At 40.0% G+C, this 19,832-nt stretch carries 14 protein-coding genes and 1 pseudogene; 8 read left to right on the top strand and 7 right to left on the bottom strand.

Annotation, left to right across the window (positions count from 1 at the left end):
* Positions 1 to 382: 382 nt before the first annotated feature.
* The 3 genes and pseudogenes from KVY11_RS04080 to wecB form a co-directional block, all read left to right on the top strand.
* Positions 383 to 865: pseudogene (locus KVY11_RS04080) on the top strand (tyrosine-type recombinase/integrase); the annotation flags it as partial.
* A gap of 386 nt (positions 866 to 1,251) precedes the next feature.
* Positions 1,252 to 2,430 carry a lipopolysaccharide assembly protein LapB gene (locus tag KVY11_RS04075; RefSeq protein ID WP_218288188.1) on the top strand — a complete coding sequence of 393 codons (1,179 nt, stop codon included), beginning with the start codon at positions 1,252 to 1,254 and terminating at the stop codon, positions 2,428 to 2,430.
* 2 nt (positions 2,431 to 2,432) lie between these two features.
* Complete coding sequence (gene wecB, locus KVY11_RS04070) at positions 2,433 to 3,578, top strand: non-hydrolyzing UDP-N-acetylglucosamine 2-epimerase (protein ID WP_218288187.1); 1,146 nt, start codon at positions 2,433 to 2,435, stop codon at positions 3,576 to 3,578.
* A 1-nt stretch (position 3,579) separates the two neighbouring features.
* Here the strand turns inward: wecB and KVY11_RS04065 are convergent, their stop codons facing one another.
* The 6 genes from KVY11_RS04065 to KVY11_RS04040 all read right to left on the bottom strand — a co-directional run bounded on the left by KVY11_RS04065 (position 3,580) and on the right by KVY11_RS04040 (position 10,452).
* A complete protein-coding gene (locus KVY11_RS04065; RefSeq protein WP_218288186.1) occupies positions 3,580 to 4,449 on the bottom strand; it encodes a hypothetical protein in 870 nt (289 codons plus the stop codon).
* Positions 4,450 to 4,451: 2 nt separating this feature from the next.
* Positions 4,452 to 6,275 carry a hypothetical protein gene (locus tag KVY11_RS04060; protein WP_218288185.1) on the bottom strand — a complete coding sequence of 608 codons (1,824 nt, stop codon included), beginning with the start codon at positions 6,273 to 6,275 and terminating at the stop codon, positions 4,452 to 4,454.
* A complete protein-coding gene (locus KVY11_RS04055; RefSeq protein WP_218288184.1) occupies positions 6,272 to 7,525 on the bottom strand; it encodes a glycosyltransferase in 1,254 nt (417 codons plus the stop codon). Before KVY11_RS04055 ends, KVY11_RS04060 begins: the two co-directional genes overlap by 4 nt.
* Positions 7,522 to 8,415 carry a hypothetical protein gene (locus KVY11_RS04050; protein ID WP_218288183.1) on the bottom strand — a complete coding sequence of 298 codons (894 nt, stop codon included), beginning with the start codon at positions 8,413 to 8,415 and terminating at the stop codon, positions 7,522 to 7,524. Before KVY11_RS04050 ends, KVY11_RS04055 begins: the two co-directional genes overlap by 4 nt.
* Positions 8,412 to 9,173 (bottom strand): hypothetical protein, encoded by a 762-nt coding sequence (locus KVY11_RS04045; RefSeq protein WP_168158487.1) that lies wholly within the window; start codon positions 9,171 to 9,173, stop codon positions 8,412 to 8,414. Before KVY11_RS04045 ends, KVY11_RS04050 begins: the two co-directional genes overlap by 4 nt.
* A gap of 478 nt (positions 9,174 to 9,651) precedes the next feature.
* Complete coding sequence (locus KVY11_RS04040; RefSeq protein ID WP_218288182.1) at positions 9,652 to 10,452, bottom strand: undecaprenyl-diphosphate phosphatase; 801 nt, start codon at positions 10,450 to 10,452, stop codon at positions 9,652 to 9,654.
* A gap of 634 nt (positions 10,453 to 11,086) precedes the next feature.
* Here KVY11_RS04040 and kdpA point away from each other — a divergent pair.
* Genes kdpA through KVY11_RS04015 form a run of 5 tightly spaced genes read left to right on the top strand, consistent with a single transcriptional unit; the run spans position 11,087 to position 18,840 of the window.
* Positions 11,087 to 12,784, top strand: coding sequence for a potassium-transporting ATPase subunit KdpA (gene kdpA / locus KVY11_RS04035; protein ID WP_218288181.1), 1,698 nt, complete (start codon positions 11,087 to 11,089; stop codon positions 12,782 to 12,784).
* 16 nt (positions 12,785 to 12,800) lie between these two features.
* A complete protein-coding gene (gene kdpB, locus KVY11_RS04030) occupies positions 12,801 to 14,813 on the top strand; it encodes a potassium-transporting ATPase subunit KdpB (RefSeq protein ID WP_218288180.1) in 2,013 nt (670 codons plus the stop codon).
* Between the two features lie 9 nt (positions 14,814 to 14,822).
* Entirely contained in the window at positions 14,823 to 15,458 is a 636-nt protein-coding gene (gene kdpC, locus KVY11_RS04025; protein WP_218288179.1) for a potassium-transporting ATPase subunit KdpC, read from the top strand.
* Between the two features lie 12 nt (positions 15,459 to 15,470).
* Positions 15,471 to 18,119, top strand: a complete 2,649-nt coding sequence (locus tag KVY11_RS04020; protein WP_218288178.1) for a sensor histidine kinase KdpD — start codon at positions 15,471 to 15,473, stop codon at positions 18,117 to 18,119.
* Positions 18,120 to 18,129: 10 nt separating this feature from the next.
* A complete protein-coding gene (locus KVY11_RS04015) occupies positions 18,130 to 18,840 on the top strand; it encodes a response regulator (protein WP_218288177.1) in 711 nt (236 codons plus the stop codon).
* A gap of 39 nt (positions 18,841 to 18,879) precedes the next feature.
* On the opposite strand, the gene KVY11_RS04010 is transcribed toward KVY11_RS04015, so the two are convergent.
* Positions 18,880 to 19,770 carry a DMT family transporter gene (locus KVY11_RS04010; protein ID WP_218288213.1) on the bottom strand — a complete coding sequence of 297 codons (891 nt, stop codon included), beginning with the start codon at positions 19,768 to 19,770 and terminating at the stop codon, positions 18,880 to 18,882.
* Positions 19,771 to 19,832 lie beyond the last annotated feature (62 nt).

Below are 19,832 nucleotides of genomic sequence, written 5' to 3'. Positions count from 1 at the left end.
GATTTGATTGTTAGTATGCAACATGAGAAGTTACCTTTATTGATTGAGATTCGACACCTTTAATCAAAATCGGTAACTTCTTCTTTTTCAAGCTCTGTGTCAGATTAAGTCGGAACTAATACAAATAATTATTTTAGAATAGAATTAAATAGGGTTTTATCAAATCGGGTTCAACTCCCGCCACCCCACCAAAATTCCCGATTAAAGATGATCGCTAATGATCAGGTTTAATCAAAAAAGTGAATAAAAGCCTTGGTTTAGCAATAAATCAGGGCTTTTTTTCTACCTGTTGTTTATCAGCGTCCGTTATTGTAAGTCATTGATAATTGCTTTCTATCAAATATACTTGTGACACAATAGTGACACGCGTGTAACAACAAGAATGCTTACAGACATCCAAGTTAAAAGTCTTAAACCAAAAGAAAAGCGATATTCAATTGCAGATGGGGAAGGACTTTCTATTGAAGTTTTTCCTACTAGGAAAAAGAAATGGGTACTTTCATATCGAATTGAAGGAAAGCAGACCAGGAAACAATTGGGTGAATATCCCGAAGTAGGCTGTAAAGAAATAAGAAAAGTTGCACGGGACTTTAAAGCTGAGGTTTCAGGTAAATCAAAGGTCTCTCATCATTTAAAACAAGTGTGTGATGAATGGTTTGAATTAATGAGTCCGCAGTGGTCTAGTGAAAAATATATCAGTACGGTTAAATACCGTTTGGATTACATCACTGAAGATTTTTTAGAGCTGCCTTTAGATGAAATCACACGTTTTCAGGTTTCATCAAAAGTAAAAGAAATTGTGGCCAAAGGAACATTCGAAACGGCCACACGTTGTCTGCGTCTACTCAATGCAGTTTTTAACTTTTAAATCTTTGTGCAATAAAGACAAATTGAAGTATGTAATCTGGTCGATTTATTTAAAATTAATTTTAATTTAATAGTTAGGATGGATAAATAAAAGTATACGTGAATTTTTAATCTATATGTAATGCAGGGTTAATATGATTTTAAAATAGAATGAAATATTTTTATTTATAATGGTGGGTGGTTTTTAATTTTTTTATAATTTAAAGATAATATGTGAATGATGGTTGTTGGTTTAATTGAAACTGGAGAAATTGAAATTTTATGCTTTTTGAAGTTACTTTTTATAAAGAATATATGTAGTTTGGTAACCAATATTAACTATCTCAAACTTAAAAAAAAATTGCTGATATATTGTTCTAGAGACCGCTAATTTTACTATTTAGAATGAAAAATTTACATATAGTTTCAAGTGCTTGTGTGTTAGTTGTGAGTTCCTTTGTACACGCTCAAGTAGAAGTTACGCCTGAAGCATATGCCTTATGGAGTGAATATTATCAAATAGAAAATAATGACTTAGAAAAAGCGAATGAAATTTTACAAAAATTAAGCTTGAAAACTCCTCAAGATTCGAAAGTTTGGAAAACATGGGCATATTTAGAACTACGAAAAAAAAATAATTCCCAAGCTTTAACTTACATAGATCGTGCTCTAACGCTTAATCCAGAAGATGAAGAATTATTACTACAAAAAGCTTATTTATTAAATGCTGTTCAACGTGACCCAGAAGCTTTAGAGATATTTAAACGGTTACAACATTCTTCAAATCCAGAAACTGTTGAGAAAGCTCAACAAGCAGTGAAAAATTTGAGTGGAACTGAAAGAAGTTCACCTAAAACAAGTTTCTCAGATATTTACTTTTCGCCTTCTTTTGAAGGTCGTTACGACACCGCTATTTTACCTCTAAAACTACGGTATGGGCGATATTGGGGGGAAGAAAACCGTGGACAGGTTTATGGTTTTGCTAATGTCAACCGTGATACACGTTCAACAGGTGGAGCCCGTCCTGAAATTATTGATCAGAATGCCGCTATTTTAGGTGTTGGGGCGAATTATCGTCCTTGGGAATGGCCAATTTATTTATATTTGGAAGTAGGGGGAAGTTATGACCTGATTGATTTAAATCGGGATAAATTCAGAGAAAGCATTAACTTTGGTCTAGCGGGTTATCAGGAATGGTATTGGCACAATACGGAAACCACGCACACACCAAAGCAGAATCAAAATCAATATTTTGCTGAACTATATGGTAATGCTGCGAGTTATTCTCGTGAAGATTATAACGTAATTGGTGATTTGCGCTTACGCACAGGTTGGAATATGAATCGTGATCATTTCGGTAATGTGCAGGCTTATTTAAAATTACACACTATTAACGACTCTAATAACGAGTTTTATAACAATTTGGCCGAGCTTGGGCCAGGAATTGCATGGCAACCTGAAAATTTTCCTATCAAATTACGTGTCGAGCAGATGTATGGCAAATATATCAATGGGGCACCTGTGTCAGGGAAAAGAACTTTTGATAATACACGAGTTGAACTGACCTATTACTGGAGCTTTTAACGATGCTGATTTATCTTTCTTTTATTTTTGGTACACGCCCTGAGCTAATTAAGTTGGCTCCCGTAATTTTAAAAGCTAGGCAAGATTCACGTTTTGAGGTAAATGTTGTATTCACAGGCCAGCATTTGGAGTTGGTGCAAGATGCAATTGAGTTTTTTCAGATCGAAATTGACCATCATTTGCAAATTATGCAACCTGGAAAAAGTTTAAATATTTTATTAAGTAAGGCGCTGAGCGAGCTCGATCAGGTCTATAGTGAAATGCTGAAGTGTGATGTGATTGTGGTTCAAGGCGATACGACAACCGTACTCGCTGGTGCTCTGGTGGCTTTTAATCTGAATATCCATTTGGCACATGTAGAAGCGGGATTACGTTCTTTTGATTTGATGCATCCTTTTCCAGAAGAAGGGAACCGGCAGTTGGTTTCACGTTTGGCGCGTTGGCATTTTGCACCAACTCAACTTTCTGCTGAAAATTTATACCAAGAAAATATTTCCAAACAGCAAATTTTTATTACAGGAAATACGGTCGTTGATGCGATTCATGATGCATGTGAGTTGATAGAGTCTTCTTCACAGCAGTCCCAACAAAGATTAGAAAGATTGGGGCTGAATTTGAGCGGGCATCATCAATTGGTTTTATTGACAGCGCATCGACGAGAGAACTTTGGTGAGGGGATTCAGAATATCTGTGCAGTGATTCATGAATTATGCCAGCGTTATCCCGAGTTACATTTCGCTTGGCCTGTGCATCTTAATCCTCAGGTTTATGACATTGCCTATAAAGAGTTTTCGAAGCATCCCCAAGTCCATTTATTAAAACCTTTGGACTATCCGGACTTACTCGCAATATTGCAGGCGGCTCATTTTATTATGACGGATTCGGGTGGAATCCAAGAAGAAAGTCCAACTTATCAGAAGCCGGTACTTATTCTGCGGGACGTAACTGAGCGGCCTGAAGTGGTTGAAGCTGGCTGTGGGATACTGGTAGGTACAGATAAAGCCAAAATTATCAAAGCGTTTTCTCAATTGATGGATGACCCTGCCTATTACCAACAGCATGCGGAAGTAGAAAATCCTTTTGGTGATGGGCACGCTTCAGAACGTATCCTTGAGCAAATACTACAAGACTTAAAAGTAGCTGAATAAATTAGTAATTGATCTTCATCCATAGATAAAGCCAGAACACACTGGCTTTATCTAAATAATGAGGTCCATCAAAAATATATATTCGTTGTCCAGCATAAGTTTTCAGTTGCTTAGCAATTTCCCAAGGATAAGCTGCACGAAAACTCCCATCGGGGTTAGGTCGAAAAGCCTCTAAAATAATCACTACGCGGTTTTCACCAAACTCATTCTTAAGATTTTTATAAATGAGAGCAGCTTCTTCAGGACTGCGCGTTCCTACTCCTACACCATCTTGAAAGAAAACCTGAGCATTGTCTGGTAGCCAGCTTTCTAACCAATAATGTAAAAATGGTGATTTACGATCAGCACTATAAATACTAATCCAGACTGGGTGTTTAAGCGCGGAAATATGATGTGCTAGATTGGCAACCCCATGCCAACTTGGATCTGCTTCTACTGGGAAATAATAACCAGCAGGTTGTATAGGCAGCTTAGTATGGATTATTTGTTGGGATTGTGAAAAAAGCTGGTCTATATTTTCACGAGCTATTGGTTCCTGATAATTTCCAGCTAAACCTAAAATAACCTTTTCTGCCCAAGGCTGTTCAGAAATTGAGCTCCATTTAGGTTGATGCTCCCATTGTTGTGTGGGAATTTCTTTAAAAAAGGAACGCCCATCAACAATACTCCATTGGGTCACCAATGTATCGATACCCAAGAGATGCCAGTTTCCAGATGGATGACTGATTTGATCGACTTGCCAGAATATACCTTCAATTTTAGGAGGAATAGATTGTGCATCTGCTCGGGTCATGAATAATAACGAGCTAGTCAGAGCCAAAGTAGGAATAGCTAGGAGCACAAACAAACCTAAAAGGAGGTATTTTTTCATCTTTATTCTTCTTTAGACTTCTGCGCTTTACGGTTTCTGCGCCAGATGAGTAGGCTGATAATTAAAACAATCAGAACACCTAAGATAATAGCAATAGTCTGTAAAGAAATCTGCTCAATAATCGGCGGTTTGGCTTTTTCAACCATATTTTGATTCAAAACAGTTATTTGCCCTTGTGCAGAAATAAATAATGCCGTGGTATTGTTGGGTATTTTCTGCTGAATTTCGGGCCAGAATCGTGCAAAATTTTCTGCTCCCAAGTTATTATCACTATAGATCCAAAAGTTTCCATTTTTGACTGTAATCAGGCCACCATTTTTTGTGGTTGGTAAATAGAGAGTTTGGCCATATTTTTGCAATTCGGATTGATAACGTTGGGCATCAAGCTGGATATTAATGGCTTTCGGTGCATTTAAACTGAGTGGTGTGATATTTAAACCGATGGGGGCATTACTCAACAACATTTTCTTGGCAACTTGCGCCAAGCTAATAGCGATTGGGGTCGCGGCTGGAGTATTGACAGCAATTTCAGGTGTACTGCTAAATGTGCTAGAAAGCGTGATCACACCCTTCTTCATTTGATGCGGTAGATTCAGCTTTGATTTTTTCGTATCTATCCATAAGGCATTTCCTGCATTTGGGAGGCAGTAATTGTTATTTAACTGGGTATTGCTGACCATCATGTTAAAGCTAGTGGTATATGGATAGTCGGCACTTATAAAGTCAAACTGACGCTCCACTGGGCTTGAATCTAGCTTAGCTAGGCTGGTGCTCCCCGCCAAACCATCATTTAACCAAACTTGTAAAGTAGATCCCTGTAATAGTCCACTTTGAGAACGAAAACTAAGTTGCCCATTTAAAATATCAGTTGCTTCCCAAACAGCTGGAAAGACCAGTGAAAGGTTTTTAGGGGAATTATCGAGCTTAAAATCCGAAATACCTAAATCAGCTAGGCTCTCGAATTTACGTAAACTGGCCCATGTAGGTCTTGCAACGGGGTCATTTAATGATGCTTTTGGGGTATTGAGCTGTTCTAGATATTGGCGGTTGAGCAGAGCATTGATAGCCATCAGTAACTGTGGTTCTGTCTCATATTCAATATTTAAAGTGGGTGTTTGGCTTGTTTGACTCAGACTAATTTGTGCATTCGGTAGTGATTTGGTTGAACGCTGAATGCTGATAATAAAGTCGGGTTCGGCTTCTGTATTTTCAGTCAGTTTCCATTGTATGGGTGTAGCAAAGTTCCAAGCCGTGGTAAGTCGGCCGATCATGCTAGCTTCCATGAAATTTGTAGTATCAAAGCGCAGTAATGCCTGTATAGGTTCTCCGCGGTTGAGCTGGCTATTAAACAATGCATCTGGTAGCTGATTGAGCTGTAGGGCTTCACGCTGTGGCTGATAGCTCAGGCTTGCCTGTGTTAGCGCCGTATAGAGATTACTAGACTCTAAGCACATATTTTCAGTGCTTTGTTCTTCCGTAGAGGGCTTTTGTAAAATACTAATATCGAGTCGGTGGAAGCCACTTTGGGAGGGTTGAAGATTGAAACTTAATGTGCCTTGACCACTTAAGTTCTGCTGATGGATAAGCTGGTTGTCATAGCGCACAATAACTGTACTATTGCCCTGTACATTAAACTGGCTATTGAACAGGACGTTTTGCCAGCTTTCCCCTTTAGCCACATAAAAGAAATAAGGCGTACTTTGCTCAATATTCTGTGAGATGAAATCATCTAGCTTCCATGTATCTGCATGGACATGTGCGCTACATGCAAGAAATAGGAGCGATGACATTAATGTAAAAGGAGCTGTTTTTATCTGCAAGGTCATTTTTTTTCCTTCTTCCGTTCTGTCTTGTACCAAGTAATTCCTTCACCTTTAATTTTTCCTTTCAGCATATCCCAAGCGGCTTTGAAAACAATCAACAGAAAGACTTGTGAATAAGTGAAATAGGCAATAAAGGCGTAGAAATAAAATCTTTTCGGTACTTCTTTTTCAAGGCTAAGTGTGAACCAAATTTGTATTAAATAAAGGATAAAGGCCAGAATAAACAGTAGGGTGAATGGACCTGGAATAGTAGTACCATCAATACCCAACAAGCCAATGATCATGGTTAAGTGACTTAAGAACAGGGCTGGAACAAACATGATGTAGCACATAATATTATTTCCGATTTCCATTCCAATTGGAAAAGGGTGTCGAATAGCTGTTCTTAAATATTTGCGTGTTACATAGAAGTTACCTTGAGTCCATCTAGAGCGTTGTTTGATGAAAATACCTAGGTCACCAGGGTCTTGCTGCCAGCCCACGGCATAAGGTACCCATTTAATTCGCTTGTGACCTAAAAAAATCCGATAACTCATTTCTGTATCATCAACTAGAGATTTTTCATCAAAGCCACCCAAAATATCCAATGCGTCTCGCCAGATGACATAATTGGTGCCCATTAATGTCGATAGACGGAAGCGTAGCCAACGTCCGCCCTGAAAAATCCATTGAAAATAAATAAATTCAATTGCAATAAATGTACTGAGAGCACTGTCTTTCCAGTTACGTGTGCGTACTTTTCCATTGACAGCGACAAGGCTGGAATCTGCCAATAGAGTTTGCGCAATTAAACGCACACAATCGGGTTCAGGTGTACTATCTGCATCATAAACGGCAATCAGCTCGCCTTGAGCATACTTGAGGCCGTTATTTAAGGTTCTAGATTTTCCTTTACCACCTTGGCCTTTAGGGACATTAACTACACGAATGACAGGAAACTCGGCGGCCATACGATCCGCAATTTCCTGTGTATCATCTTTGGAGGCATCATTAATCAGGAGTACCTCATAGCTTTCAGCAGGATAGTCCTGTGCAGCTAATGCGCGTAAGGTATCCTCAATCACCAGCCCTTCATTATAAGCAGGAATCAATACACTGAGCATGGGCCAGCGTGGAGGTACTGGAAGGTTGGCCAGTTCTTTGCTGGCTCGAATAGAGTAGCGCCAAGCAGAAAAGCTAAGCCAAGCCCAAAAAGCTTGAGGAATCCAGATCCCAATAAATCCAATAATAAAAAGAATATCGATAGTGCTCATGATTTTTTAAACCTCCTCCATAGCATAGTAGAGAGAAGAATGAGCATTAAAATAATGATTATAAATACAGATACCCAAGAGGTAGATGTACCCCAAAAGCTTAGTAACCCTGGGTAATGAGTAGAGAGCACAAGGTGAAAAGGTAAAATCACTAAACCAGCTGAAAGTAAAACATAACCAATCAGATTGGTGTGAATCCGGTCTTGCTGGCTATTAAAATGCAAATTTAAAAAATTCCAAGAAATTCCCAAGTCAGGATATGCAATATCACTTTCTGCAAGGCTGACCTGCGGATTTAAAACAATTCCAGTGCCATTAAAAGGTGAGTGAGTGTAAGCCGTATAAAAGAGCTGTTGGCCTGATTGGATACGCCGTGCAGGTAAAGGGAGTCGACCGGGGTTCGCTTGAACAACATATAAGCCACGTGGTAAGACCTTCAAGTTTGGGTTCCAGCCTTCTTGAATATAGGCCCCCATAGGGCGTAAGCCTGCACTGGTTGCCAAAGTTGCTAGACCAGGGAAGTGCTGCGGTTCAACACTACTCAGATCGAGTAGTGGGATTGCTCCTTCAGAAACCTCCTGTTTGACCTTAAAATAAATGGCAGGTCTCATAAAATTTTGAGGAATAAGTAGGCCAGATTTAATCCCTTGGCTCTTCATTTTTTTATAGCTTTCAGAGTCAAGTTGATCAACTGTAAAAACAGGCCATAATTTTTTAGTTGTTGAAAAATGTTCAGGAATTTGACTGTAATCAGAGATTCCTTTTTGCTGAGTTGTAGAGGCCTTTTCCAAACGGCAGTGGTAATACTGCTGATAATAAGAAGAAAGGATTGGATCGGGCTGCGTATGGACTGAAATCAATAATCCGCAGGCGAAAATCATGCTACTCATAGGATTTCCTCTGAAAAAGAAGTTTGCCCTTTGAGATGCGAATGATGGGTGATTTTCGTTTTGATTAGTTCAATCTGCTTGATTCTGTCAATCAACTGCTTAGATATCACGGAGTCCTGATCGGCAATCATAATCACATGGAGAGTTGAAAGTCGCGTATCCGTAAAAGAAAAATGTGGGGTTTCAAAATTATTTTCTAGCACATTGATAATTTTCTGCTGTAGGTGTTTTAACTCATCAACCTGCAACATATCTCTTAATAAATTATGGTTGGTAATTTCTATATGAATTTCATTGTATTGAGGAATAAGACCTCGATTTAACATGTGCTGAACTTGATCATGCGTATATTGATAGGTACTAATAGGAAGTGTTTTATATGTTAAATTTTTACGGTACGTATCAAGTAAGTCATTGGTCTGCCGATTGGTCGACATCATTTCATAATAAATACTCAATAGCATAGGTGCTACAGGGAAAACGAAAAGCTGCAATAATTTGGTATTGGTATCGATTGTATTGACTTGGATATCAAACAAAATATAAATAAAGAAGACTATAAAAATAAAAATACTCAGAATCATTGCTTGAATTAAATTCAAAAATCGACCCAGTAAAATAAAAGCAATCAAAAGTACCCAGCTCCCTACAAGCTCAGTACGTAACCATTCATATCCAACGATTCCTATAAAAAGGGCAATCAGCATAGGAATGAAAGTGATGGTTTGATTTGTTCTTACTAACCAATTCTTTTGCATTAAAATTACTTTTTAAGAAGTGTAATGATGTAAATAACTGTTAATTTTCATCTAAATTATTACATAAAGCATTGTAAATAAACTGTGTAAAAAGGATGTAAAATTATTATATTAGCCTGAAGAAAGTTGACTTTTATTTAGAAAGCTTAACTTTAATGACTTTATTAAATTTTATTCTTGGGATGTGTACAGAGTATTGATTTCAGTAAAATTTGATTGAGGGTTAGATTGGTATTAATTCTGTCTAAGATTCCTAATAGCTAAATTTATTCAATCAGGGATAGGTCAATAGTATCCGTAAATATCGTCCCAAAAATTCTGATAATGCTTGAAGACGTGGTAATGAAGTATGACATATTAAAATTTTAAATATGGTGTCTAGTATAGTTTGGAGCAGAAAGGCTTAAAAGACTGAGAAAAATGATTCTTTGAATAAGACTCCATTTTAAACAAAGTCTTACTCATTTGAATTTTTCAATTATAAGAATACAATTAATAAAATCACACCTAAAACGACGCGATACCAAGCAAATACTCTTAACGTATGTTTTTCTACAAATTTCACTAAAGCTTTTACAACAAGTAATGCCGCAATAAATGCTGCGACAAAGCCAGCAGAAATATTCAGTAAATTATCAGAGGTTAGTACACTTGCATTGCGAATTAGGTCATAGGTGGCTGCACCGAGCATAGTCGGCATGGCTAGAAAGAAAGAAAATTCCGTTGCTGCTTTACGAGAAAGCCCCGATAATATCCCGCCAATGATGGTTGCACCTGAACGCGAAGTGCCTGGAATCATTGCGACGCATTGTGCAAAGCCAACAATAATGGCTTGTTTGATGGTAATATCCGTTGCTTCAATAGTTTTAGGCTCAATTTTTCGAGCTTCTACTGCAAAAATAATCAATCCCCCGATAATCAGTGCACATGCCACTACCAGCGGGCTAAATAGCACTTGTTTAATAAAATCAACCGCTAGTACCCCAATGACCACTGCAGGAATGAAGGCCAAGATGACATTGATGGCAAAACGTCGCGCGTGTTGGTCGCCAGAAAAAAAGCCTCGAACCAGTTCAATAATTTTGTGTCGGTACAACCAGCAAACCGCCAAAATTGCACCGAGCTGAATCACGACTTCAAATGCACGTCCCGCATCGGATTGGAAATCAATGAGATGACCAAAAAGAATCAAATGCCCCGTACTGGAAATCGGTAGAAACTCCGTTAATCCTTCGATAAGCCCTAAGAATAAGGCTTTGAGTAATTCCAAGTTGTGCATAAATAAAAAAGTTAATAATTAAAAATTGGAATCTGTTTTAAGGCATTTCGTACTACTTTGAAATGGGGCGGAGGAAGTTTTTTAGTTTTTTTATGTCATAGGTCTTGAGATGGATAGAGTATTCATTTTCTGTATGCGTATTTAAGGTCGTTGCGGATGTTTTCTGAATGAAGAAAATGATGAAGACCGTAGAATGATGTATCCAAACGAGAATATCCTAAAATTGTATTTTATTCAGCGACCGAAACTCTCACATTCTGTTCGACGTTCTAAATGAACGGTTTTGAATTTTTGCCTTTATTTGGGCGGATACCTTGGATTATTCTTCGCTTAGATGAAAAAAATTGCATGGAAATCGAAATGGGCCCAACAATTTCTAGATCTAACTGATGCTGTTTAAAGAGCACGTGATCAAAAGTTCAGTTATCTAAAGAGCAAGCCAATCATTGCTTCACTTTTTTGACTGAGTTGTCATCGGAACTAAAAACGTTGAAATAATGATAAGAAAAAGATGCTTATTAAATTTTAAATAAAATAATTTACGCAAAATTTACGCCATCCGCATTTTTGAATATAGAGAATTTACGCCCTCAATTTCCATACTAAAGCTGACCTATTTTTAATGGCATATGCTATGTGGGAATTTATTTCAGTATTTATCCTTTCATTGCTGTTGGCTTATCCGCTCGGGCACTATCTTGCGGATGTAATGCAAACCAAACCAATGAAGAGTGACCGCTTTTTTAAGTGGATTGAACAACCGATCTACGCTGTTCTAAATGTGAAGCAAGTGGGTATGAACTGGCGGCAATATCTAGGTGCTTTTGTTCTGAGTAATGTTCTACTGCTTGGGGCGAGTGTGACTATTTTAATGACTCAAGCATGGTTACCACTCAACCCTGATCATATTCCAAATATGAATTGGGATCTGGCTTTACATACCAGCATTTCATTTCTGACCAATACCAACCAACAACACTATTCAGGACAGGCTCAACTGTCTTATCTATCGCAAATGACAGTCATTGTTGGATTGCAATATTTGTCTCCAATCATGGGGCTTGCCTTATTGGTTGCCATGTTAAGAGCATTATTTTTACAATCAGTTCAACAACAAGACCTAGATCAAAACAAATGGAATCGCATTAATCTGGGTAATTACTGGATGGATATCATTCGACCACTATTTCGATTTTTCATTCCTTTGGGATTTATTTTTTCTTTACTGCTCACTTTTCAAGGTGTGCCAGCAACCTTATCTGCGGGGCCAACAGCGCAAGTTTTAGAGCAAAGCACAGAAGTCAAAACTCAACATATTCCACTCGGCCCAGTTGCACCGATGGTGGCGATTAAACAACTGGGTAGTAACGGTGGCGGTTGGTATGGCCCAAACAGCAGTGTGCCTTTAGAAAACCCAACACCATTGTCCAATGTGGTTGAGATGATCGCGATCTTACTGATTCCGTTATCGGCAGTATTTATGGTCGGGCGTTTTATTCAACGTAAAAAACTGATGTGGATGATTTTTGGCAGCATGTTGTTGATGTCACTTTCTTCAACGCTGTTGACCCTGTGGGCTGAAAAATCTTCGCTCACTCCAAATACTGCTTTGATGGAAGGGAAAGAAATGCGTTTCGGTGCTGACGCATCGGCATTGTGGGGAAGTTTGACCACACAAGTGAATAATGGCTCAGTCAATATGATGCATGATTCGGTTTCACCACTCACGGGATTGATTGAACTGTGCAATATGCTGATCAACGCCATTTGGGGGGGGATTGGTTGCGGTTTATTACAGTTCTTTATTTATCTATTTCTCGCGGTATTTATCGCAGGTTTGATGACAGGGCGTACCCCTGAATTGTTTGGTCGAAAAATTGAAGTGACTGAAATTAAGTTATTGGCTTTTGTGATCTTGTTACAGCCTGTGGTGATTCTTAGTTTGACTGCGATTGCAATTGCAGTCCCATCAATGACAGGAAATTCTAATCCAGCTTTTCACGGGATTAGCCAAGTGTTTTATGAGTATGTCTCCGCCTATGCCAATAATGGTTCGGGTTTCGAAGGCTTAGGCGATAACACGTTATGGTGGAATCTGAGTGCCAGTGTCGCTTTATTGGCAGGGCGTTATAGCGTGTTGATCATTCCAGTCTTAATTGCAGTCAGTTTAGCAACCAAACAGCAAGCAGCTGAAAGCAAAGGTTCTTTACAGATCGAATCTCCAACCTTTGCCCTAACCTTAATCGGAATCGTATTGATTCTCAGCTTATTGCAATTCATGCCCGTGTTGGTGATTGGGCCAATTGCTGACTATTTGTCGATAAAAGTTTAAGCGTGGAGCAAGCACAATGAAACATTCAAATGCGACACAACACATGGATATTTTGAATAAAGAAATTATTCAGCAAACTTTCCATAAATTGCTGCCTCAACACGCGTTTAAAAATCCAGTGATGGCATGTGTCTGGGTGGGAACAGTTTTAACCCTTGTTGCCACTTTGATGGGAAATGCCAGTTTAGGTTTTGGTTTAGCCCTAAGTTTGATTTTATTGGTCACGGTCTTATTTGCCAATTATGCCGAGGCGGTGGCAGAAGCCAAAGGACGTGGGCAAGCAGCATCTTTACGTCAGGCGCGTGAAAATTTAACTGCAAATCGTATCCTTGATTTAAATACCGTACCGACAGTGATTTCTGCAAACCTACTCAAAAAAGATGATCTTGTCGTTGTCAAAGCAGGTGAAATTGTCCCTGCGGATGGTGAGATTATTCAGGGTTTTGCGACCATCAATGAATCGGCTGTCACAGGTGAGTCTGCGCCGGTACTGCGTGAAGCCAATACCGACCGTTCAGGTGTGATTGGTGGGACGAAGGTTTTGTCTGATGAAATTATTATTCGAGTCAGTAATGAAGCAGGGCATAGCTTCTTAGACCGTATGATTGCCTTGGTGGAAGGGGCCAATCGTCAGAAAACCCCGAATGAGATCGCATTGAGTATCTTACTCAATATTATGACCATTACCTTTATTGTGGTCGTAGCGACATTACCTTTTATTGGTTCCATGGTGGGGATCAAAATCAGTATGGTTTTGTTGATTGCACTGTTGGTATGTTTGATTCCCACCACAATTGGCGGCTTGTTGCCTGCGATTGGGATTGCAGGCATGAACCGTGCTTTAAAAGCCAATGTCTTAGCCAAATCGGGGAAAGCCGTTGAAGTTGCGGGTGACATTGATGTGTTGCTCTTGGATAAAACAGGCACCATCACCTATGGTGATCGTCAAGCCACCGCTTTTTATCCATTGGCAGGTGTAACACCCAGTGAGTTACGTCAAGCGGCGATGTTGACTTCTTTTGCCGATCCAACACCCGAAGGTAAATCAGTGGTGAGTTTGGGTAAGGAAAAAGGCGAAAGTATCCAAGAGCCAAAAGATGCCGAATTCATTCAGTTTAGTGCCTCGACACGTTTATCGGGGGTGGACTTGGCTACGGGACAAACGATTCGTAAAGGTGCAGTGGATGCTATTCTTAAATTCACCCATCAAGACATTAAAGACCATATCGAGCTTAAAACGCGTGTTGAACAAGTCGCGTCTAAAGGTGCTACGCCTTTGGTGGTGGCGTCAAATCACAGTATTTTAGGCGTGATTGAACTTTCGGATGTGATCAAACAAGGCATTAAAGAACGTTTTGCACTGTTACGTGAAATGGGCATCAAAACCATCATGGTCACGGGAGACAATCCATTGACTGCGGCTGCGATTGCGGCCGAAGCAGGGGTGGATGACTATATTGCAGAAGCGAGACCTGAGGACAAATTGGCTTGTATTCGTAACGAACAAGCAGCAGGAAAATTGGTCGCAATGGTGGGTGATGGTACCAACGATGCACCAGCCTTGGCGCAGGCAGATATTGGTTTAGCCATGAATTCGGGTACTCAGGCTGCCAAAGAAGCAGGCAATATGGTGGACTTGGATTCCGATCCGACCAAATTGCTAGATGTAGTGGAAATTGGTAAGCAGCAATTGATCACCCGTGGGGCTTTAACCACTTTTTCGTTGGCAAATGACGTATCTAAGTACTTTGTCATCTTACCTGCCTTGTTTGCAGTAGCAATTCCTGAGCTTGGGGTACTGAATATTTTGCAATTGGGTAGTCCGAGCAGTGCAGTGATTTCCGCTTTGATCTTTAATGCCTTGATTATTCCAATGTTGATTCCATTGGCACTCAAAGGTGTTCAATTCAAACCTGCCAGTGCGCTGCAATTGTTACGCCGTAATATGCTGATTTACGGTGTCGGTGGGGTAGTCTTTCCGTTTATTGCCATCAAGTTAATTGACCTTGTTGTGTCCTTGTGGATTTAGGAGCGAGCGATGAATACTTTATTGAAGCATGAACAATTGAATCAACAGAATCTCCAATTATCGAATCCTGTTCATTCAGTTTTACGTCCAAGCCTCGGTTTGGTTGCGGTTGGTTTCTTGATTGCAGGCGTGTTGTACGCTACAGCAAGTGTCTCCATTGCGCAGTTGCTCTTTCCCAAACAGGCCAATGGCAGTGTCATTGAACTCAATGGTAAAGTGGTGGGGTCAAGTTTGGTCGGACAAAATTTTGTCAGTGAATCATATTTTCATGGGCGACCGAGTGCGGTAAGTTACAGTGTCGATGGTATGGCGGGCAGTAATTTGGCAATTTCAAATCCTGATTTGCGAAAACAGATCAAGGAACGAACCGCACAGTTTGCGCAAAACAATCAGATAACTGAGCAACAAGTGCCCAATGAGATGGTAACGGCATCGGGCAGCGGGATTGACCCAGATATTTCACCTGAAAGTGCATTGTTGCAGGTGAAACGTGTGGCACAACAACGTCATTTAGCAGAGCAACAATTGCGAGATTTAGTACAACAACAGATTCAGCCTGCACAGTTTGGCATCTATGGGCAAGCGCGAGTGAATGTGTTGCAGTTAAATTTAGCCTTAGATCAATTGTCCTCGACCACACATTGATAGAGCGTAATTATGCAGATCGACCGTAATAACAAAGCAGATGCATGGTTGGCACATAGTCAACGTGAACAATCTGGACGTTTGACCATTTTCTTGGGTGCAGCACCAGGGGTAGGGAAAACCTATGCCATGCTGACCCGAGCGCATGAGCTGATGCAACAAGGACAGTATGTGGTGGTCGGCGTGGTGGAAACCCACGGTCGATCTGACACCGAAGCTTTGATTCAAGGTCTCAATGTTATTCCAAGAAAGTCTGTGGAATATCAGGGGCGAATGTTGGAGGAGATGGATCTCGACCTAATTCTTAAATTAAAGCCTCAAATTGTGCTTGTTGATGAATTGGCCCATCGTAATGTACCCAATAGTCGGCATGAATATCGTTGGCAAGATGTCAATGAGTTGTTGGATGCAGGCATTGATGTCTATAGCACCTTAAATATTCAGCATTTGGAAAGTCTGAATGATGTAGTTTTTCAAATTACGGGGATTCGGGTCACTGAAACTGTCCCTGATGCACTCCTTAAACGTTTGAAAGATATTCGACTGGTTGATTTACCTGTTCCTGAATTATTAGAACGAATGAATCATGGCAAGATTTATTTCGCCGATGTTGCACCCCATGCATTACAAGGTTTTTTTAAAGCTGCGAATTTGACAGCGTTACGTGATCTGGCAATTCAAACTGTTGCAGGGCAGGTCGATATTGATTATCGAGAAAAATTTATTGCACAAGGGCAGATTATCCCGATTCAAAATCATGTCATGTTGGCAATAGATGGTTCTGAATTCTCAGAAGATTTAGTACGCCGTGCCCATCGGATTGCGGAAAGACGCAATGCAACGTGGAGCGTCATTTCGATTCAAAAAAGTAAGGTTGAAACAGCTCAAGCTTTTGCAGTGACTAGAGCCTTTAATCTAGCGCGCAAGCTTGGTGCAGATACCTATTTACTGTATAGCAATCATATTGCATCGACCATTTTACAGGCGGCTTATGATTATGGTGCATCTAATATTTTGCTCGGTAAAAGCCCTCAAAAATCGTTATGGCAGCGCCTATTTTCAGATCATATTGCCGATCAACTGTTAGAGAAACAGCATCCTTTTGAAATCACCTTTGTTCAGTCTTTAAAAGCCAAAAATAATGAAAAGCGTTTGCAGACAAATGTGGCTCATTCATCTTGGCTAGAACAAGGTTTGGCGTTTAATCAACGTGAAGTATTTGAAAGTATCATTATTGTATTGCTAGGACTGATTGTGGCGGCAATCAGTGATCATTTTATTGGGTATAGTGATTTAGCCTTAATTTTTATTGTGGCCGTATTACTGGTTGCGATACGCGCCCGCATGTTGATCACAATTATCAGCGTATTCATTTGTTTTCTACTCTACAACTATTTTTTTATCGAACCTCGATTTACCTTTATGATTAGCGCTGAACGTGGCGTGATTACCATTATCACGTTCATTGTCTCAGCTTTACTGGTCGGGCGTTTGGCCAACCAATTACGCGCTCAGGTGCTTAGCCTACGTGCTGCAAATTCAGTCTCGTTACAGTTGCAAGAATTGGAAAGAAAACTATCGACCTGTGTAGATATTGAACAGGTGTTAAATGTCGCCAAACAACATTTGGAAACTTCATTAAATGCCACGGTTTGGTTAAAAGTCGAAAATCAGTCTTTAGGTGATTCATCAGTCTTAAATGAAAAAGATCAAATTGCCGCAGATTGGACGCAGAAGAATGCGAAACCCTGTGGACGTTTTACCAATACGTTGACCAATTCTGATTGGTGGTTTATTCCGTTAAATTTGGTGAAAGAATATGGGGTGATTGCAATTCGCTTTCATCAAAATGCTCAAACCATCAGTTTTGAATTGCAACGTTTAACTGAGTTGATGATTGAAGATATTGCGCAAACTGTTGCTCGGGTTCAACTCTCGTTACAGTTGGAAAACTCTCGTGTGGTGGCTGAAACGGAAAAGCTACGTTCAGCTTTGCTTTCCTCGGTCTCACATGATTTACGTTCACCTTTAGCCGCGATGATTGGCTCGGCAGATACGCTCAAATATTATGGTGAACAGATGCCTGAAAGTGATCGCCATGAATTATTAGACACCATTCACATTGAAGGGGAACGATTGGATCGTTATATTCAAAACCTCTTGGATATGACTCGATTAGGTCATCAGGGTTTGACTTTAAGTCGTGCTTGGGTTGGTATGGATGAACTGATTGGCTCGGCAACGCAACGACTGAAACGTTATCAGCCTGAGGTAAAAATTGAGGTTGCTTTGGCGGAAGAACTTCCTCAATTGTATGTGCATCCTGCTTTGATTGAACAAGCCATTTTTAATGTCTTGGAAAATGCTGCCAAGTTTTCACCAGAGAATGTTCCGATTGAAATAAAGATTCAGCAACAGGAACAATGTCTGCAAATTGACATTACCGATCAAGGGATCGGCATTCCTGAACATGAACGCGAACAAATTTTTGATATGTTTTATACCATGCAGCGTGGCGATCGCGGTAAAACAGGAACAGGTTTAGGGTTGGCGATTGTCAAAGCGATTATTGGCGCTCATATGGGCAGTATCGAAGCTTTTGCTGGAACAGATGGTCAAGGCACTTTAATTCGCATACGATTACCGTTACATCAGGGTTAAACGATCTTTTATGTCGCAAACAATCTATCCGAATGCATCAATTCTGATTATTGATGATGAACCTCAAATTCGAAAATTTTTAGACATTGCTTTACGTGCGCAAGGTTATCAGGTGCATGTTGCTGAAAATGGCATGAAAGGCTTAGAAATTTTGGCAACACGAGGTGCGGATTTACTGATTTTAGATTTGGGTTTACCTGATATGGAAGGACAGCAGGTGTTGACCGAGATGAGACAGTGGTCAGATATTCCTGTGATTGTGTTGTCTGCACGTCCTGATGAAAATCAAAAAATTAAACTGCTCGATGCAGGCGCGAATGATTATGTGACCAAACCGTTTAGCATTCAGGAATTATGTGCCCGTATTCGAGTCATGTTTCGTAATAAACCACAACAGCCTGAACAGAATATTGTATTTGATGATGGTCAATTATCTGTGGATGTGGCTGAGCATATGGTGACGTTTGCTCAGCAAGAAATTGTCCTCAGCAAAAAAGAATTTCAACTGTTGGCACTGCTGATTCGTCATCAAGGTAAGATCGTCACACAAAAACAAATTATGACGGAGTTATGGGGCATTAGCCATGAAGAGGATACCCATTATCTTCGAATCTTGGTGAAAAAACTCCGCACCAAAATTGGCGATTCTGCGGTCACTCCAAAATATATTTTTACCATTGCAGGCGTGGGGTTACGTTTCGATGCAGCAAACCGCACCTAGTAAAAAGCTCAACTTTTTTAATAATCGATTTTGGCTAACTTAGAATTTCAAAAGACTCCTAATTTTATTCGTAATCATGGGATTACACGCCAAAATTGCGATTAAGATAATAGAGATACCGAGAATACTGAACAGGTCGGGAATCTCATGCCAAAAAATAAAGCCCCAAATCCCTGCAAATACAATCGCAACATAATTCATCGGTCCAATTTGACCTGCTGGTGCAAGGCTGTATGCATAGGACATAAACAACTGACTAATGTTGGCTAACAGCCCTGCGGTAATCAGTAGGGCCAATTCTTTGAGTGTGAAGATACGCCAGTGCCAAAACATTGGAATAGATGAAATGAGCGTGCCAAAAATACAAAAATAGAAAACGATCCGTTCAGGTGGCTCAGTACTGGTCAGTGCACGTACAGTGACAAAGGCCATTGCGGATAAGAAGCAAGCACCTAGGCCAATCACAGACAACGCATTAAACATCCCTTGATCAGGTTTTGCCACCAACAACACCCCGATTAAACCGACAACTGCCGCGATAATCATGCCGAGACTTATTTTTTCTTTGAGAAAGAAGTAGGCAATCAGTGGAATAAAAATCGGCGAGGAGTAGCTAAACACCATTGCATTGGACAGTTTTAGATGCGCAATGGCATAGAAAAAACCATACATTGCAGCTAAACCGACGACACTGCGCCAAGTATGCATCCACAATTTATCGGTTTTAATAAAACTTAAACCCTGCTTAAACAGCATAGGAATAAAAATAAATAATCCGACAGCATTCCTAAAAAAGACCACTGTCGGATTATCTACCGTTTCAGATGCAAAACGAATACACACGCCCATAACCGAAAACAGCAAGGCTGAAGTCATTAAACAGAGCAGTGCTTTACTCACAGCCGTTGAGGGCGATGATGTGTTTTGCATCATAAGATTGTGTTTCCGAGTACATAAACAGGTAAATAGAAGAATCAGCCGACTCCTCTACT

The organism is Acinetobacter sp. CWB-G5 (assembly GCF_019209785.1).
Taxonomy (GTDB): Bacteria; Pseudomonadota; Gammaproteobacteria; order Pseudomonadales; family Moraxellaceae; genus Acinetobacter; species Acinetobacter johnsonii.
Note: the sequence above shows the minus strand (reverse complement) of the source record. Positions and strands in the feature narration are given on the sequence as shown.

Coding starts and splice junctions, on each gene's coding strand:
- KVY11_RS04045 (WP_168158487.1), bottom strand. CDS start 9,173: ATGCAAAAGAATTGGTTAGTAAGAACAAATCAAACCATCACTTTCATT.
- KVY11_RS04040 (WP_218288182.1), bottom strand. CDS start 10,452: ATGCACAACTTGGAATTACTCAAAGCCTTATTCTTAGGGCTTATCGAA.
- KVY11_RS04050 (WP_218288183.1), bottom strand. CDS start 8,415: ATGAGTAGCATGATTTTCGCCTGCGGATTATTGATTTCAGTCCATACG.
- kdpC (WP_218288179.1), top strand. CDS start 14,823: ATGAATACTTTATTGAAGCATGAACAATTGAATCAACAGAATCTCCAA.
- KVY11_RS04010 (WP_218288213.1), bottom strand. CDS start 19,770: ATGCAAAACACATCATCGCCCTCAACGGCTGTGAGTAAAGCACTGCTC.
- wecB (WP_218288187.1), top strand. CDS start 2,433: ATGCTGATTTATCTTTCTTTTATTTTTGGTACACGCCCTGAGCTAATT.
- kdpB (WP_218288180.1), top strand. CDS start 12,801: ATGAAACATTCAAATGCGACACAACACATGGATATTTTGAATAAAGAA.
- KVY11_RS04055 (WP_218288184.1), bottom strand. CDS start 7,525: ATGAGCACTATCGATATTCTTTTTATTATTGGATTTATTGGGATCTGG.
- KVY11_RS04020 (WP_218288178.1), top strand. CDS start 15,471: ATGCAGATCGACCGTAATAACAAAGCAGATGCATGGTTGGCACATAGT.
- KVY11_RS04015 (WP_218288177.1), top strand. CDS start 18,130: ATGTCGCAAACAATCTATCCGAATGCATCAATTCTGATTATTGATGAT.
- KVY11_RS04065 (WP_218288186.1), bottom strand. CDS start 4,449: ATGAAAAAATACCTCCTTTTAGGTTTGTTTGTGCTCCTAGCTATTCCT.
- KVY11_RS04060 (WP_218288185.1), bottom strand. CDS start 6,275: ATGACCTTGCAGATAAAAACAGCTCCTTTTACATTAATGTCATCGCTC.
- kdpA (WP_218288181.1), top strand. CDS start 11,087: ATGTGGGAATTTATTTCAGTATTTATCCTTTCATTGCTGTTGGCTTAT.
- KVY11_RS04075 (WP_218288188.1), top strand. CDS start 1,252: ATGAAAAATTTACATATAGTTTCAAGTGCTTGTGTGTTAGTTGTGAGT.